The organism is Pseudomonas marginalis (assembly GCF_001645105.1).
GTDB lineage: Bacteria > Pseudomonadota > Gammaproteobacteria > Pseudomonadales > Pseudomonadaceae > Aquipseudomonas > Aquipseudomonas petroselini.
In genome coordinates this window covers 60,594-77,564 of record NZ_LKEG01000060.1, presented here as the reverse complement: position 1 = coordinate 77,564, position 16,971 = coordinate 60,594, and the positions used below count along the sequence as shown (strand labels likewise).

At 61.5% G+C, this 16,971-nt stretch carries 15 protein-coding genes; 8 read left to right on the top strand and 7 right to left on the bottom strand.

Translation table 11 applies throughout. The annotated features are described in order from the left end of the window. Nucleotides 1-146: 146 nt before the first annotated feature. Entirely contained in the window at nucleotides 147-953 is an 807-nt protein-coding gene (locus AO064_RS28105; RefSeq protein WP_064055298.1) for a sulfite exporter TauE/SafE family protein, read from the bottom strand. Beyond that, nucleotides 954-2,198, bottom strand: coding sequence for an NAD(P)/FAD-dependent oxidoreductase (locus AO064_RS28100; protein ID WP_064055297.1), 1,245 nt, complete (start codon nucleotides 2,196-2,198; stop codon nucleotides 954-956). A gap of 167 nt (nucleotides 2,199-2,365) precedes the next feature. Between AO064_RS28100 and AO064_RS28095 the strand changes: the two genes are divergently transcribed. Beyond that, entirely contained in the window at nucleotides 2,366-3,229 is an 864-nt protein-coding gene (locus tag AO064_RS28095; RefSeq protein WP_064055296.1) for an MBL fold metallo-hydrolase, read from the top strand. A gap of 31 nt (nucleotides 3,230-3,260) precedes the next feature. On the opposite strand, the gene AO064_RS28090 is transcribed toward AO064_RS28095, so the two are convergent. Next, complete coding sequence (locus AO064_RS28090) at nucleotides 3,261-4,880, bottom strand: methyl-accepting chemotaxis protein (protein WP_425262152.1); 1,620 nt, start codon at nucleotides 4,878-4,880, stop codon at nucleotides 3,261-3,263. A gap of 186 nt (nucleotides 4,881-5,066) precedes the next feature. Then, nucleotides 5,067-5,549 (bottom strand): Lrp/AsnC family transcriptional regulator, encoded by a 483-nt coding sequence (locus AO064_RS28085; protein WP_015884756.1) that lies wholly within the window; start codon nucleotides 5,547-5,549, stop codon nucleotides 5,067-5,069. A 194-nt stretch (nucleotides 5,550-5,743) separates the two neighbouring features. On the opposite strand from AO064_RS28085, the gene AO064_RS28080 reads away from it, so the two are divergent. The 5 genes from AO064_RS28080 (at nucleotide 5,744) to AO064_RS28060 (ending at nucleotide 11,905) form a co-directional block, all read left to right on the top strand. After that, complete coding sequence (locus tag AO064_RS28080) at nucleotides 5,744-6,979, top strand: 3-methyl-2-oxobutanoate dehydrogenase (2-methylpropanoyl-transferring) subunit alpha (protein WP_046035783.1); 1,236 nt, start codon at nucleotides 5,744-5,746, stop codon at nucleotides 6,977-6,979. Nucleotide 6,980: 1 nt separating this feature from the next. Further along, nucleotides 6,981-8,039, top strand: a complete 1,059-nt coding sequence (locus tag AO064_RS28075; RefSeq protein ID WP_043205577.1) for an alpha-ketoacid dehydrogenase subunit beta — start codon at nucleotides 6,981-6,983, stop codon at nucleotides 8,037-8,039. Then, nucleotides 8,040-9,299, top strand: a complete 1,260-nt coding sequence (locus tag AO064_RS28070) for a dihydrolipoamide acetyltransferase family protein (protein WP_064055294.1) — start codon at nucleotides 8,040-8,042, stop codon at nucleotides 9,297-9,299. A 3-nt stretch (nucleotides 9,300-9,302) separates the two neighbouring features. Next, a complete protein-coding gene (lpdA, locus tag AO064_RS28065; protein WP_064055293.1) occupies nucleotides 9,303-10,682 on the top strand; it encodes a dihydrolipoyl dehydrogenase in 1,380 nt (459 codons plus the stop codon). Between the two features lie 203 nt (nucleotides 10,683-10,885). Further along, nucleotides 10,886-11,905 carry a branched-chain amino acid aminotransferase gene (locus AO064_RS28060; RefSeq protein ID WP_064055292.1) on the top strand — a complete coding sequence of 340 codons (1,020 nt, stop codon included), beginning with the start codon at nucleotides 10,886-10,888 and terminating at the stop codon, nucleotides 11,903-11,905. Between the two features lie 72 nt (nucleotides 11,906-11,977). Here the strand turns inward: AO064_RS28060 and AO064_RS30525 are convergent, their stop codons facing one another. Then, on the bottom strand, nucleotides 11,978-12,871 hold the full coding sequence (locus AO064_RS30525; protein ID WP_082893997.1) for a GNAT family acetyltransferase: 894 nt from the start codon (nucleotides 12,869-12,871) through the stop codon (nucleotides 11,978-11,980). 270 nt (nucleotides 12,872-13,141) lie between these two features. Here AO064_RS30525 and AO064_RS28050 point away from each other — a divergent pair, with 270 nt between their 5' ends. Both AO064_RS28050 and AO064_RS28045 read left to right on the top strand, forming a co-directional pair. Then, nucleotides 13,142-14,188, top strand: coding sequence for an ornithine cyclodeaminase (locus AO064_RS28050; RefSeq protein ID WP_064055291.1), 1,047 nt, complete (start codon nucleotides 13,142-13,144; stop codon nucleotides 14,186-14,188). Nucleotides 14,189-14,309: 121 nt separating this feature from the next. Next, nucleotides 14,310-14,807 carry an Lrp/AsnC family transcriptional regulator gene (locus AO064_RS28045; protein WP_064055290.1) on the top strand — a complete coding sequence of 166 codons (498 nt, stop codon included), beginning with the start codon at nucleotides 14,310-14,312 and terminating at the stop codon, nucleotides 14,805-14,807. A gap of 72 nt (nucleotides 14,808-14,879) precedes the next feature. Here AO064_RS28045 and AO064_RS28040 read toward each other — a convergent pair whose 3' ends face one another. Both AO064_RS28040 and AO064_RS28035 read right to left on the bottom strand, forming a co-directional pair. Continuing rightward, nucleotides 14,880-15,713 (bottom strand): TIGR03915 family putative DNA repair protein, encoded by an 834-nt coding sequence (locus AO064_RS28040; RefSeq protein WP_064055289.1) that lies wholly within the window; start codon nucleotides 15,711-15,713, stop codon nucleotides 14,880-14,882. After that, nucleotides 15,710-16,930 carry a putative DNA modification/repair radical SAM protein gene (locus AO064_RS28035; RefSeq protein WP_015884767.1) on the bottom strand — a complete coding sequence of 407 codons (1,221 nt, stop codon included), beginning with the start codon at nucleotides 16,928-16,930 and terminating at the stop codon, nucleotides 15,710-15,712. The genes AO064_RS28040 and AO064_RS28035 overlap by 4 nt, the downstream gene beginning before the upstream one ends. Between the last annotated feature and the right edge of the window lie 41 nt (nucleotides 16,931-16,971).

Below are 16,971 nucleotides of genomic sequence, written 5' to 3'. Positions count from 1 at the left end.
GCCCTGGATTGCCACAGGCTGCGTTGACAGGTATCAACGCCTCAAGCCAAAAGCGGGCTCAATACGGCCCGCCACTCGCCGGGCTTGACCGGATTGTTCAACAACGGTGCTGGGCACTGGGTGGCGGACACGAAGGGATGAGCCGATCAGATGGCCGCTTTAACCACCATGCCAATAGCAACCAGTACACACAAACTGGCAAAACCCACCTGCAAGGTACGCGCGGGAATCACCGAACACAGGCGTCGGCCGGCCAGCATGCCGACGATGCTTGCGCCGATAAATACCCAGCCTATCGGTTCAATGCGGACACCGGCATGGAACGCACCGGCCACACCGATCAGCGAGAGCAGGCTGATCACCATCAAGGAGGTGGCGACGATCCCGCGCATCTGCACATCGGTGAGCTGCTTGAACGCCGGCACGATCAGGAACCCGCCGCCCACGCCCAGCAGGCCGGACACCGCTCCCGTCACCGCACCGAGGGCAGCCAGGGTTGCGCTGCATTTGGCGGTCCAGGCCAACCGTCCGGTGTGCTGGTCGAGCATACAGTTCTTCTGGCCCCAGGACGCGGCGCCATGGTCACTCGGCCCCGCTTCGCGTTTTTCGCGCTGCAACATGCGCCAGGCCACCAGCACCATCAGCGCACTGAACAGGCCCATCAGCGCGGCTTCCGGCAATTGATGGGCGAGAAACACCCCCACCGGCGAAAACAACGCGCCGAGCAACGCGATCAGCAACGCGGCGCGGTAACGCACCAGGCCATGGCGCAAACCGTCAATCGCCCCCACCGCTGCCGCCGCGCCCACGGCGAGCAGCGACACCGGCGCCGCCTGGGTCATGCTCAAACCCAACCCCAGCACCAACGCCGGCACCCCGAGGATGCCGCCGCCCGCGCCGGTCAGGCCCATGACCAGGCCCATCAATAACCCCAACACACTGGCCAGCAGCATTCAGTCCACCTTGCTCAGGCGGGTCAGCCATTCGCGGCCCTTGAGCATGCCGTTCCAGTAGAACCACGGCAGCAAGGTGGCCTTGAGGAACCACATTGAGCGGCGCGCCTGGGTCGGTTCCAGGGGAAAGGTCGGCAGCAATTTGCCGCCATAGCCGAACTCGGCCAGCACCACCTTGCCCTTCTCCACCGTCAGCGGGCAGGAACCGTAGCCGTCATACTTGAGCGGCAGCGGCGCCTGTTTGCGCAGGGCCAGCAGGTTTTCGGCGACCACCACGATTTGCTTGCGCGCCGCGGCGGCGGTCTTGGCATTGGTGGTGCCGCACACGTCGCCGAGGCCGAAGATATGCGGGTAACGCAGGTGTTGCAGGCTGTGGGGGTTGACTTCGCACCAGCCGGCGGCGTCAGCCAGGGGGCTCTGGCGGATAAACTCCGGGGAGACTTGGGGTGGGACCACGTGAAGCATATCGAAGGATTTCTCTTCAACCGTCGCATTGCCTGCGGCGTCCTTCACTTCGAACCAGGCCTTGCGTGCCGGGCCATCAACCTTCACCAAGTTGGAATTGAACGCCAGGCAGGCAGCGTATTTTTCGATGTACTTCATCAGCGGCGGCACAAACGTCGCCACGCCGAACAGCGCGGCGCCGGCCAGGTTGAATTCGACGTCGATGTTTTTCAGAGCGCCCTGCTTGAGCCAGTGGTCGCAGGACAGGTACAGGGCTTTTTGCGGCGCCCCCGCGCATTTGATCGGCATGGCCGGCTGGGTAAAGATCGCCTTGCCACCCTTGAGTTGCTGCACCAACTGCCACGTATAGGCCGCGTGCTGGTAACTATAGTTGGAGGTGACGCCATGCTGGCCAAGGGTGTCTTGCAGCCCTTCGATCTTCTCCCAGGCCAGGCGCAGGCCAGGGCACACGATGAGGTTGTTCCAGGTGACGCGTTGGCCGCTGTCGAGGACCAGCGTCTGCTCGTCCGGCAGCAGTTCGGTGACGGCGGCCTGTACCCAGGTGACGCCATTGGGCAGTACGTCGGCCAGCCGGCGGCGGGTCTTTTCCAGGTCGTAGGCGCCGCCGCCCACCAGGGTCCAGGCGGGCTGGTAGCAGTGGTGGTCGCTCGGCTCGATCAGGGTGATATTCAGGTGGGGGTCGCGCTTGAGCAGGCTGGCCAGCAGGCCGATCCCCGCCGAGCCGCCGCCGATGACTACGATATCGCCACTGATGGTAGGGCCCCAGTGTTGTTCGGTCATGGTCTATCGCCTTTTTAATTCGATGCACACAAGGAGCGTTGCCGTATGGCGTCACGTCCCGTTACAGGTCGATCCTTTGCCTCGGACCGTTTTTTTCCCTTAAGCTCGCAAGCCTATGTGGAAAACATCTCGAATGTAAGCCGCAATCCACTACAAGGACCGCCGCCATGCCCGCGTTGATACAAGCCTTTCTGGACGAGGCGTCGTCGACCTACACCTACGTCCTACACGAGGCAGATGATGGCCCATGTGCCATCGTCGACTCGGTGCTCAACTACGACCCGGCCTCCGGGCGCACCGACACCCGCCAGGCCGACAAGGTGATCGCCTACGTGCGCGAACATCGCCTGCAGGTGCAGTGGTTGCTCGAAACCCACGCCCATGCCGATCACCTCTCCGCCGCGCCTTACCTGCGCCGGACGCTGGGCGGCAAGATCGCGATTGGCCAGTCCATCAGCAAAGTGCAGGACGTGTTCAAGAACCTGTTCAACCTGGAGCCGGAATTTCGCGTGGACGGCTCGCAGTTCGATCACTTGTTTGCGCCGGATGAGGTGTTTCATATCGGCTCTATCAAGGCCCAGGCCCTGCATGTGCCCGGGCATACCCCGGCGGACATGGCCTACCTGATCGACGATCGGCTGATCCTGGTGGGCGATACGCTGTTCATGCCCGACGTCGGCACGGCGCGCTGCGACTTCCCCGGCGGTGATGCGCGGCAGTTGTATGCATCGATGCGCAAGCTGCTGGCGTTTCCTTTGGAGACTGAGCTGTACGTGTGCCATGACTACCCGCCCGAAGGCCGTGAAGCAAAGTGCCTGACCACGGTGGCCGAGCAGCGCGCGGGGAATATCCATGTGCATGACGGGGTGGATGAAGCGGCGTTTGTCGCGATGCGCACCCAGCGTGATGCCGGGCTGGGGATGCCGACGCTGTTGCTGCCGGCGATCCAGGTGAATGTGCGCGCGGGGAATATGCCGCCTGCTGAGGAAAATGGGGTGACTTACCTGAAGATCCCCTTGAACCAACTGTGAAAGCGGACGGGCGCGGGTTGCGCAGGTTTTATCAGGCGACGGAGAACTTTGAAACGATCTGCTTGAGGTCCACCGCCAGCCTTGACAGCTCTTGACTGGCAATCGAAGTCTGGCCGGCCGCCGAAGAACTCTGGATAGACAGGTCACGGATACTGATCAGGTTCTGATCCACGGAGCGGGCTACATGGGCCTGCTCCTCGGACGCTGTCGCAATCAACAGGTTGCGTTCATTGATATCCGTGATGGCTTCGGTGATCTGTGTAATGGCCAGGCCCGCTTCATGGGCGATCTTCAAGGAATCCACCGCCTCGTTGCGGTTAAGCGCCATGGAGGACACCGCTTCGCTGGAGCAGCTCTGGATTTTGGCAATCATCTGCTCGATTTCCTGCGTCGATGTCTGCGTTCTATGCGCCAGTGCCCTCACTTCGTCGGCCACTACCGCAAACCCCCTGCCCTGTTCTCCTGCCCTGGCCGCCTCAATGGCGGCGTTCAACGCCAGCAGGTTGGTTTGCTCGGCAATCGAGCGAATCACTTCAACCACCCGTGCAATATCCTGAGCCTGCTTGGCCAGGCCTTCAACTTCCACGCCGGTCTGTTGCACCGTGGCGCTGAGTTTCTCGATTGAGGCGATGGTTTGCGTCACACGCTCCTGACCCATTTTGGCCGAGCGCTGGGAATCTTGCGTCGATTGGGACGCCGACACCGCATTGCGGGCGACCTCCTCCACTGCCGCCGTCATCTCGTTTACGGCTGTGGCGGCCTGGTCCGTCTCCAGGCTCTGGCGCTCGATCCCCGCACTGGATTCGCGGGTAATGGCACTCATCTCCTCCGCCGCCGACGCCAACTGCCCGGACGCTTCCGAGATGTGCTGCAGGGTACTTTTCAGATTCATTTGCATGGACGCGGTAGACCGTTGCAACGCCGTCAGCTCGTCATTGCCATTGATCGCAATGGCTACACGTAAATCACCGTCGGCAATTTTGCCGGTCGACACCAGCAATTCACGTACCGGAGCAATGATGCTGCGGGTAAACAAGCGTGCGACCACGACAGTGATCAGCAAGGAGCCGACCATGAGTATCCAGGTAAACAAGCGTGCTGTTTCATACTCGCTGGAGGCAACTTGTACCGCCGCCTTGGAGCCCTTCTCATTCAACGCGATCAGCTCACGGATGGCACGCTGCACATCCAGGGCGATAGGTCCGTTGACATCCCGCAAGTAGGTCGACATCTGTTCAACGGACAGGCTGGAGGCCTGCGCGAGAAACTCATCCATCTTCTGGCCGTAGTTCTTGATGCTGGTGAATGCTTCGTTGTACTTGCCTTGCTCCTCGGGACTCGACACTAACAGCGCATAACGCTCGGCAACGTCGAGCACTTCCGTGCGCGTCGCCTTGAGTTTTTCAAGGGAGGCCGGATCCTGGCGGGTCGTTTCCATGGCATAACGACGCAGGTCAAGACGAAGTTTATAAAATGCAGAATCTAGCTCACCGGCCGTACGGATACTGGGGAGCCAGTTGTTTTCGATTTCAACCGTCGACGAATAAACTTTATCGACTTTTATCAGCGTCATTGCTCCTTGTATTAACAGCAGAAGGCACACCACGCCGAAACAAAGTGTGGTACGAAAGTTTAACTTCAAGGCTCTCATGGACATCGCGGCTCACCCCTTTCCTGGATCGCGAACTTCACGGCCTGATAGGGTAGTAATGTGTTGAAACACATGTGAAAAATACGTGACTGATTACGCATTTTTTTATTAGCCGCAAAAATAAAATATGACACCGTTAGTTACCCAGCTAACGATTAAAGCACCCAGGGTTATAGCGCCCCGCTATCAAACCATCAGTCCGTCCCTTGGCAGTGGCAGTGCGGTTTTGTAACGCACTTGCTTGAGGGCAAAGCTTGAGCGGATGTTGGCCACGCCCGGCACCTTGGTCAGAAAATCCATCATGAAGCGCTCAAGCGACTGGATTGTCGGTACCAGCACCCGGATCAGGTAGTCCGGGTCGCCGGCCATCAGGTAGCACTCCATCACTTCAGGCCGGTCGGAAATCGCGCCTTCGAACTGCTGCAACGCCAACTCATTCTGTTTTTCCAGGCTTACGTGGATGAACACATTGACGTGCAGCCCCAGCAGATCGGCGTCCAGCAACGTGACCTGCTCGCGAATCAGGCCCAATTCCTCCATTGCCTTCACGCGGTTAAAACACGGCGTGGGCGACAGGTTGACCGAGCGGGCCAGGTCGGCATTGGTGATGCGGGCGTTCTCCTGCAGGGCGTTGAGAATGCCGATATCGGTACGGTCCAGTTTGCGCATGAGACAAAATCACCTGTTTATTATGTTTATGCAGTTTTTTTATCCGCAAATGATCGTGAGCGCAATGAAACACAGATAAATATTCTTCTACGCCCCGCCTATGATTGTTGTAGGACAGGATTTCTCCTATCCGGAGACTGACTGTCAGCTAGCGCGCCCACTACAAGAAATTCACAAGATCGAGCGTAGAAGCCATGAATCAGCCGTACGAACCGCTGCGCCTGCACGTCCCTGAACCCTCGGGACGCCCAGGCTGCAAGACCGACTTCACCTACCTGCGCCTGACCGACGCCGGCCTGGTGCGCAAACCCGCCATCGACGTAGAACCCGCCGACACCGCCGACCTCGCCAAAGGCCTGATCCGCGTGCTCGACGACCAGGGCCAGGCCCTCGGTCCCTGGGCTGAGGGTGTTCCCGTCGAAATCCTGCGCAAAGGCATGCGCGCGATGCTCAAGACGCGGATTTTCGATAACCGCATGGTCGTCGCCCAGCGTCAGAAGAAAATGTCGTTCTACATGCAAAGCCTTGGCGAAGAAGCCATCGGCAGCGCCCAGGCCCTGGCCTTGAACATCGACGACATGTGCTTCCCCACCTACCGCCAGCAAAGCATCCTGATGGCTCGCGACGTGCCCTTGGTGGACCTGATCTGCCAGTTGCTGTCCAACGAGCGTGATCCGCTCAAGGGCCGCCAGTTGCCGATCATGTATTCGGTGAAAGACGCTGGCTTCTTCACGATCTCCGGCAACCTCGCCACCCAATTCGTACAAGGCGTGGGCTGGGGCATGGCCTCGGCGATCAAGGGCGATACCAAGATCGCCTCCGCCTGGATCGGCGACGGCGCCACCGCCGAATCCGACTTCCACACTGCCCTCACCTTTGCCCACGTGTACCGCGCGCCGGTGATCCTCAACGTGGTCAACAACCAGTGGGCCATCTCCACCTTCCAAGCCATCGCCGGCGGCGAAGCCACCACCTTTGCCGGACGCGGCGTAGGTTGTGGTATCGCCTCCCTGCGCGTGGACGGCAACGACTTCATCGCGGTATACGCCGCTTCCGCCTGGGCTGCCGAGCGTGCGCGCCGCAACCTCGGGCCCACGCTGATCGAATGGGTCACCTACCGTGCCGGCCCGCACTCCACCTCGGATGATCCATCCAAATACCGCCCCGCCGATGACTGGAGCCACTTCCCCCTCGGCGACCCGATTGCCCGCCTCAAGCAGCACCTGATCAAGATTGGCCAGTGGTCCGAAGAGGAACACGCGGCGGTCAGTGCCGAACTTGAAGCCGAAGTGATTGCGGCGCAAAAACAAGCCGAACAGTACGGCACCCTTGCCGGCGGCCAGATTCCAAGCGCCGCGACCATGTTCGAAGACGTCTACAAAGAGATGCCGGAGCACTTGAAGCGCCAGCGTCAAGCGTTGGGGATCTGACATGAACGATCACAACAACAGCATTGAAGTGGAAACCGCCATGACCACCACCACCATGACCATGATCCAGGCCCTGCGCTCGGCCATGGATGTGATGCTCGAACGTGACGATAACGTGGTGGTATTCGGCCAGGACGTCGGCTATTTCGGCGGCGTGTTCCGTTGCACCGAAGGCCTGCAGACCAAGTACGGCAGTTCGCGGGTGTTTGACGCGCCGATCTCCGAAAGCGGCATTATCGGCGTGGCCGTGGGCATGGGCGCCTACGGCCTGCGCCCGGTCGCCGAAATCCAGTTCGCCGACTACGTCTACCCTGCCACCGACCAGATCATCTCCGAAGCGGCACGCCTGCGTTATCGCTCGGCCGGCCAGTTCACCGCGCCGCTGACCATGCGCATGCCTTGCGGCGGCGGCATCTACGGCGGCCAGACCCACAGCCAGAGTATCGAAGCGGTGTTCACCCAGGTGTGCGGCCTGCGCACGGTGATGCCGTCCAACCCCTATGATGCCAAGGGCCTGTTGATCGCCTCCATCGAAAACGATGACCCGGTGATCTTCCTTGAGCCCAAACGCCTGTACAACGGCCCGTTCGATGGCCATCACGACCGGCCCGTCACCCCATGGTCGAAACACCCGCAAGCCCAAGTGCCGGACGGTTACTACACCGTGCCGCTGGACGTGGCCGCCATCGTGCGTCCGGGCTCGGCCGTGACCGTGCTGACCTACGGCACCACGGTGTATGTGTCGCAAGTCGCCGCCGAAGAAACCGGCATCGACGCCGAAGTCATCGACCTGCGCAGCCTGTGGCCGCTGGACCTGGAAACCATCGTCAACTCCGTCAAGAAGACCGGCCGCTGCGTGGTGGTGCACGAAGCCACTCGCACCTGCGGCTTTGGCGCCGAGCTGGTCGCACTGGTGCAGGAGCATTGCTTCCACCACCTGGAAGCGCCGATCGAACGCGTCACCGGTTGGGACACCCCCTACCCGCACGCGCAAGAGTGGGCGTATTTCCCAGGCCCGTCCCGAGTGGGCGCGGCGTTGAAACGGGTCATGGAGGTCTGAATGGGCACGCACGTTATCAAGATGCCGGACATTGGCGAAGGCATCGCGGAAGTTGAATTGTCGGTGTGGCATGTGAAGGTCGGCGACATGGTGGTCGAAGACCAGGTGCTGGCGGATGTGATGACCGACAAGGCGATGGTGGACATTCCCTCGCCGGTGCATGGCAAGGTAATTTCCCTCGGCGGCGAGCCGGGTGAAGTCATGGCCGTGGGCAGTATTCTGATCAGCATTGAAGTGGAGGGTGCGGGCAACGCCAAGGAGGCACCGGTCGTGAAGGAGGCGCCGAATGCCGCCCCGGTGGTGCAAGCCAAGCCTGCACCGGTGGTGGTTGAAAGCCAACCCGCTCCGGTTGTCGCAGCCCAGGCCCCGGTGGCCCGTACCGCCGACGAACGCCCACTGGCCTCCCCTGCCGTGCGCAAACATGCGCTGGATGCGGGGATTCAACTGCGCCTGGTCCAGGGCTCAGGCCCGGCGGGCCGGATTCTGCACGAAGATCTGGACGCTTACTTGCAGCAGCGTCCGACGCAAACCCAAACCGCAGCCAACCCCTACGCCGAACGCAACGACGAAGAACAGATCCCGGTGATCGGCATGCGCCGCAAGATCGCCCAGCGCATGCAGGACGCCACCCGGCGGGCCGCGCATTTCAGCTACGTGGAAGAAATCGACGTCACCGCTCTCGACGAACTGCGCGTGCACCTCAATGAGAAGCACGGCGCAACGCGTGGCAAGATGACCCTGCTGCCGTTCATCGTGCGAGCCATGGTCGTGGCGCTGCGGGACTTTCCACAGATCAATGCGCGTTACGACGACGAAGCCCAGGTCATCACCCGCCTTGGCGCGGTTCACGTAGGTGTCGCCACCCAAAGCGACGTGGGCCTGATGGTACCGGTGGTGCGTCACGCCGAGGCCCGCAGCCTGTGGGGCAACGCCGAGGAAATCGCACGTTTGGCCACTGCTGCACGCAATGGCAAGGCCAGCCGTGACGAGCTGTCCGGTTCGACCATCACCCTGACCAGCCTCGGCGCCTTGGGCGGCATCGTCAGCACGCCGGTGCTTAACCTACCGGAAGTGGCCATCGTCGGCGTCAACCGCATCGTCGAGCGGCCGATGGTGATCAAGGGCCAGATCGTGGTGCGCAAGATGATGAACCTCTCCAGTTCCTTCGATCACCGCGTGGTCGATGGCATGGATGCAGCGCAATTCATCCAGGCCATTCGCGGCCTGCTCGAACAACCCGCCAGCCTGTTCCTGGAGTAAGGCATGACGCAGACATTGAATACCACGCTGCTGATTATCGGCGGCGGCCCTGGTGGTTATGTGGCGGCGATCCGTGCCGGCCAACTGGGCATCCCGACCCTCCTGGTGGAAGGCCGGGCGCTGGGCGGCACCTGCCTGAATATCGGCTGCATCCCGTCCAAGGCGTTGATCCATGTGGCCGAGCAATTCCAGCAAACCGTCCAGCACAGCCAGGGTTCACACCTGGGCATCGAAGTGGATGTGCCGACCCTGGACATCCGCAAGAGCGTGGAATGGAAAGACGGCATCGTTGACCGCCTGACCACCGGCGTCGCCGCGCTGCTGAAGAAGCACAAGGTGCAAGTGATCCACGGCTGGGCCAAGGTGGTGGACGGCAAGACCGTCGACGTCGGCGACCAGCGCATCCAGTGCGAACACCTGTTGCTGGCCACCGGTTCGAAAAGCGTCAACCTGCCGATGCTGCCGATTGGCGGGCCGATCATCTCGTCCACCGAGGCGCTGGCGCCCACGCGGGTGCCCAAGCGCCTGATCGTGGTGGGTGGCGGCTATATCGGCCTGGAACTGGGGATTGCCTACCGTAAGCTTGGCGCCGAGGTCAGCGTGGTCGAGGCGCAGGATCGCATCCTGCCGGCCTACGACGCCGAATTGACCCAACCGGTGAACGAGTCCCTCAAGCACTTGGGGGTGAAGCTGTTCCTCAAGCACAGCGTCAGCGGTTTTGCCGACAACCGGTTGCAAGTACGTGACCCGAAGGGTGACACCCTGTCGCTGGAAACCGACCAGGTGCTGGTCGCCGTGGGTCGCACCCCCAACACCCAGGGCTGGAACCTCGAGGCGCTGAACCTGGAGATGAACGGCGCGGCGGTCAAAATCGACAGCCGCTGCCAGACCAGCATGCGCAACGTGTGGGCCATCGGCGACCTGAGCGGCGAGCCGATGCTGGCCCATCGGGCCATGGCCCAAGGTGAAATGGTTGCCGAACTGATCAGCGGTAAATCCCGTGAATTCAACCCGGCGGCAATCCCGGCCGTGTGCTTTACCGACCCGGAACTGGTGGTGGTCGGCAAGACACCCGATGAAGCCAAGGCCGCCGGCCTGGACTGCATCGTGTCGAGTTTCCCGTTTGCCGCCAACGGCCGCGCAATGACCCTGGAGTCGAAAACCGGCTTCGTACGGGTGGTGGCACGCCGCGACAATCATCTGATCGTCGGCTGGCAAGCAGTTGGCGCCGGCGTCTCGGAGCTGTCCACCGCCTTCGGCCTGAGCCTGGAAATGGGCGCGCGCCTGGAAGACGTGGCCGGCACCATCCACGCCCATCCGACGCTCGGCGAGGCGGTGCAGGAAGCTGCGCTGCGGGCGCTGGGCCACGCGCTGCACCTGTAAACCGCGGTGAGGCCATCGGGGGCAAGCCCCCTCCCACAGGGGAATGCATGCCAAATGGGGGTGGGGGCTTGCCCCCGATAGCGGTGGATCGGTCAATACAGAGGCTGAAGGCGTCCACCCAGTGGCTCCCACACAAGCCAAGAATGCAGTATTGTTGCGCCCATTCAGAAAAAAAACCGACTTGACCAAAGATAGAGGGTGTCATGGGTAACGAAAGCATCAATTGGGACAAGCTGGGTTTTGACTACATCAAGACCGACAAGCGGTTTCTCCAGGTCTGGAAAAACGGCGAATGGCAAGCCGGCACCCTGACCGACGACAACGTGCTGCACATCAGCGAGGGCTCCACCGCCCTGCACTATGGCCAGCAATGCTTTGAAGGCCTCAAGGCCTACCGCTGCAAGGACGGCTCGATCAACCTGTTCCGCCCGGACCAGAACGCCGCCCGCATGCAGCGCAGCTGCGCGCGCCTGCTGATGCCGCATGTGTCGACCGAAGACTTCATCGACGCCTGCAAACAAGTGGTCAAGGCCAACGAGCGCTTCATCCCGCCGTATGGCAGTGGCGGCGCGCTGTACCTGCGCCCGTTCGTGATCGGCACCGGTGACAACATCGGTGTGCGTACCGCGCCGGAGTTCATCTTCTCGGTGTTCGCCATCCCGGTTGGCGCCTACTTCAAAGGCGGCCTGGTACCACACAACTTCCAGATCTCCACCTTCGACCGCGCCGCCCCCCAAGGCACCGGTGCCGCCAAGGTCGGTGGCAACTACGCCGCCAGTCTGATGCCGGGCGCCGAAGCGAAGAAATCCGGTTTCGCCGATGCGATCTACCTGGACCCGATGACTCACTCGAAAATCGAAGAAGTCGGCTCGGCCAACTTCTTCGGGATCACCCACGACAATAAGTTCATCACACCGAAGTCGCCTTCGGTGCTGCCAGGCATCACCCGCCTGTCGCTGATCGAACTGGCCAAGACCCGCCTGGGCCTGGAAGTGGTCGAGGGCGAAGTGCTCATCGACAAACTGGACCAATTCAAGGAAGCCGGTGCCTGCGGTACCGCTGCGGTGATCTCGCCGATCGGCGGCATCCAGTACAACGGCAAGCTGCACGTGTTCCACAGCGAGACCGAAGTCGGCCCGATCACCCAGAAGCTCTACAAAGAGCTGACCGGCGTGCAGACCGGCGACGTTGAAGCGCCAGCGGGCTGGATCGTCAAGGTCTAAGCCACACCAAGCTACGCCCCAACCCCATGTGGGAGCTGGCTTGCCAGCTCCCACATTTGAGCTCAGGTGTTCTCAGGATCGAGTCGGAATATTCCCAACAATCTTCTTCCCCATACTGATCCTCGGCTCCACCCCATACCCCAACGCCTCGTAAAACCCCGCCACCGCCTCATTGCCACTGGTGATCTGCAGGTTGATCTTCATGCAGCCCAGCGCCGTCAATGCCTGTTCCGCATGCCGCACCAGTGACGAACCCAGGCCATGACGCCGATAGTCAGCGTGCACCGCCACCGAATACAGCCAGCCACGATGGCCGTCGTAGCCCGCCAGAATCGTCCCGATCACGGTTTTTTTGTCCGTCGCCACGAAAAACAACCCATCGTTGACGGCCAGCTTTTTATCAATCGCCAGGGTCGGCAGGTTATGGGCGGTTTCATAGCCAAAAGCCTCCTGCCATAGCGCAACCACTTGCGCACGATGCTGACGGTCGCGATAGGGCCCGATGGGATGCCTGGACAGCAGCGCCTTTTCCATCACCAACGTACGCTCGTTGCCGTGGTAGACGTCGCGCACAGTATGGAACCCCAACTTGGCATAGAACGGTTCGGCGGTCAGCGAAGACGGCACGCTCAGTACCGTGACCCCGGCCTCGCGGGCGCGCAGCTCGATTTCAATCAACAACAACCGCCCAATGCCCTGCCCTTGCAGCACCGGATTGACGAACACCGAGCGCACCACACTGCCGTCGAGTGCGGCGGTGGCCACGATCACCCGATCCTGAATCGCCACCAGCACCACGCGGCGCTCAAGCAATGCCAGTACCGCATCCGGCGTGAAGTTACTGGCGACCCGGGCAATCACATCCGCCGGATAATCCCGTGCATTACTGCTGTGCAATGCCGCCAGAATCACCTGGCTGATCCCCTCGGCATCGGCGGGCTGGGCAATACGAACAACGGTAGACATGGCTCCTCCTGGCTGACCGCGCTATCAGAGTCGCCACTGTAGCAATGTGGGAAGGAGCACGCTCCCTCCCTTATTTGATCGCCTCTCAGGCTCGACAGCCGATTCGGCTGCCACACCCCACTTTTCAGCTTTACCGGCTGAGCCACCCGCCAGTTTCAGCCGAGATCCTTGCGCAACAACCGCCACAATAACCGCACTGGCCCACTCCATGACGGCGCTCTGTGCGCAGCAGAAACCGCTGGCCGCCTTCCAATAACAAGGAGCATTTCCATGACCCGCTATATCGACGTCAATGACCTCAGCTATCTGGTCGCGCAAAAAGGCCTGCAAACCTGCATGACCGAAATGGCCGAATACATTCGCGCCGACTACCTGCGCTGGCAGGATTTCGAGAAATGTGCACGCCTGGCCAACCACTCCCCGGATGGCGTGATCGAGCTGATGCCGGTGTCCGACGCGTCGCTGTATGCCTTCAAGTACGTCAACGGTCACCCGAAAAACACCCTGGCCGGCATGCTCACCGTGATGGCCTTTGGCGCGCTGGGCGATGTCGACACTGGCAAGCCGGTGCTGCTGGCGGAAATGACCCTGACCACCGCCATTCGTACAGCCGCCACCTCAGCCCTGGTCGCCCGCTACCTGGCGCGCGAGAACAGCCGCAGCATGGCGTTGATCGGTAATGGCTCGCAGAGTGAATTCCAAGCCCTGGCCTTCCACGCCATGCTCGGCATCACGGAAATCCGTCTGTTCGACATCGATGCCAAAGCCACCGCCAAACTGGCCGACAACCTCAAGGCCTTTCCGGCCATCAAGGTGATCCTGGCCGGTAGCGTCGCCGAAGCGGTCAAAGGCGCGGATATCGTCACCACCGTCACGGCCGACAAGGCCTACGCCACCATCCTCACAGACGAAATGATCGAACCCGGCATGCACCTCAACGCGGTGGGCGGCGATTGTCCAGGCAAAACCGAGCTGGACCGACGCATCGTCGAGCGCGCCCGCGTGATCGTCGAGTACGAGCCACAAAGCCGCATCGAAGGTGAAATCCAGCAGATGCCGCACGACTCACCGGTGACTGAACTGTGGCAAGTGATCAACGGCCAGCAGCCCGGCCGTGAGAACGCGCACCAGATCACCCTGTTCGACTCCGTGGGCTTTGCCATCGAAGACTACTCGGCGCTGCGTTACGTACTGGATGTGGCCAAGGCACTGGACGTGGGCAGCGAACTTGAGCTGGTGCCGGACCTCGCCGACCCGAAAGACTTGTTTGCCCGACTCGCCCAGCAGCCTCGCGTGCAGCAGCAAAAGCGCGCCTGAGGTGTGCAGGCACGTCCCCGAGCGCATACAGACGTTGACGGAGGAAGGCCGTACCATGTGAAGGGTCAGGCAAACACGCAAGGTTTGCCGCCATTTATTCCAACCGTTTGAAGTGAACCCCATGGATACCAAGGCCTCCGGACCCCATTCCGCCCCCGTACTGGACCGCATTGATGAAGCCATCATCGAAGTGCTGCGCCACCAGGGCCGTATCACCTACGAAAAGCTTTCGTCGCTGGTGCACCTCACCCCCAGGCCCTGCCTGGAGCGGGTGCGCAAGTTGGAGCGACGTGGGGTGATCCGTGGCTATGGGGCGATCATCGATGTGCAGATGGTCTCGCCAGGGCTGTCGCTGCTGGTGTTGGTGGCCTTGTCCAACCAGAGCGGGCGCTCGGCGCAAAAGGCCTTCGAAGCCTGCGTGAAGGCCTGCCCCCAGGTATTCGAATGCCAACTGATCAGCGGGCCGTTTGACTACAGCCTGCGCATGCGTTGCCGGGACATGGAGCACTACCGGGTGCTGACGGAGACCTGGTTGAACAATGATGAGTTACACATTGATAAGCTGGTGGCGCATCCGGAGTTGGCGGTGGTCAAGAACACCGCCACCGAGCTGGTCTGATCTCTCCAAAAACGATACAGATCTAATATGGGAGAGGGCTTGCCCCCTCCCACACAAGCCCCTCCTACATTTTCAACCTTGCCCGATTAAGATTTTCTTGCCGGGCCTGGCCCCGATCAGCCTGGCCTGCCCATCCTTCTGCTTCCCCGTCCGCGCTTCACTGATCAACCCCGGTATCAACTTGCCCTCCGGCAGATTCTTCCAGAACCGGCTCGGCAAATGCCCTTCCATGACCTTGGGGTTCAACCGCGCCGGGTTGAAGATATGGCTGTAGTAGGTCAGCCACATCGCACTGTGGGGATCCTCGACATTCTGCGCCAGCTGCCGCCAGGCTTCGGGGCACTCACGTTGATGGATCAACTGTTCGCCATCGTAGTAAACCCCATCCAACGGCGTGGCGATCATCCAGCGATGACGCCCCATGCGCCCGATAAAGTGCTGGCTGGCTGATTTCAGGATGTCATGGGCCGGCTCATGCCAGGCCACGTACTCGGGCAATTCCGGCCCTGCCCCGGCCGGCAACGCGATAAACCGCACAAATGCATGCAGGTGGTGCGCCTCGCGACTGACCTGCTTGATCCGCCGCTGCAACTCGCTGCCCAGCTTGTCCCCGGCCAGCATTGCGGTGCGGTCGCCGTGGCTGACTCGCCACAACACTTCATACAACAAGCTCCAGCGCTGGTCGCCGTGGTAACAGGCGGCCGACTCCAGCAACTCCAGCAGGGCCTTGGGCACCCGCGTCTGGAAAGGCCCCAGTGCCTCGGGAATCGACTGGTCAGTGGCAAACAGGTCCGCCACCTCCGCCTCCCCCCAGCTCACCTGGCTGGGGTCGACCTGATGGCTGAGCAGCCAGCGCGCCTGTTCGCGCCAGGTGCTGAACAGGTTGTTGCATTCCAGGCTGATCATCCCCACAGCCCCATTTGCTGCGGTTGCGGGCGGTCGCGCAATTGCTCGCGCAGCAACACGCTGGTGCTGTCGGCCTGTTGCGGGTGGTAGTCACTGGTGATGAAAAACGGCTTGGCTTTCGCCAGCACGCAGCGCATGCGCGCCAGGTCTTCGAAGCGGATCTTGCGTTCACGACGCAGGTCCACCAGGCGCTGGGTGGTACGCAAACCAATGCCCGGAATGCGCGCAATCAAGGTCGGTTCGGCGCGGTTCAGGTCCAGGGGGAACACGTCGCGGTTATCCAGGGCCCAGGCCAGCTTGGGGTCGATGTCCAGGGCCAGGTGGCCGGGGCCTTCGAACAATTCGTTCGCACTGAAACCGTAGCTGCGCAGCAGGAAGTCAGCCTGGTACAAACGGTGTTCACGCATCAGCGGCGGCGCGGCCAGCGGCACGCTTTTCGGGCTGTTGGGGATGGGACTGAAGGCCGAGTAATACACACGGCGCAATTTGAAGTTGCCGTACAACGCCTCGGCCCCATGAAGAATGGTGCTGTCGTCGGTGTCGTCGGCACCCACGATCATCTGCGTGCTCTGCCCGGCCGGGGCGAAGCGCGGGGCGCGCGGTTCGTTGAGCACGGTCTGCTCGCCGGTGTAGATGGTCTGCATGGCCTGCTTGATCGAAACGATCTGTTTTTCCGGCGCCAGGGTGTGCAGGCTGGCCTCGGTGGGCAGTTCGATGTTCACGCTCAACCGATCGGCATACCGCCCCGCTTCGGCGATGAGCGCCGGATCTGCGTCGGGAATGGTCTTGAGGTGGATATAGCCGCGAAAATCGTGTTCTTCGCGCAGCAGTTTGGCCACGCGCACCAATTGCTCCATGGTGTAGTCGGACGAACGGATGATACCGGAGCTGAGAAACAACCCGCTGACGCAATTGCGCCGGTAGAAATCCAGGGTCAGGGTGACCACCTCCTCCGGGCTGAAACGCGCGCGGGGCACGTCGCTGGAGCGGCGGTTGACGCAGTACTGGCAGTCATAGAGACAGAAATTGGTGAGCAACACCTTGAGCAACGACACACAACGCCCGTCGGGGGTGTAGCTGTGACAGATGCCCATGCCATCGGTGGAACCCAGCCCCGCCTTGCCCTCGGAGCTGCGCTTGGGCGCGCCACTGCTGGCGCAGGACGCGTCGTACTTGGCGGCGTCGGCGAGGATGCTGAGTTTTTCGATCAACTGCATGGAGGGCTACCGATACTGGTTTTTTGTACAGTACCAGTAGC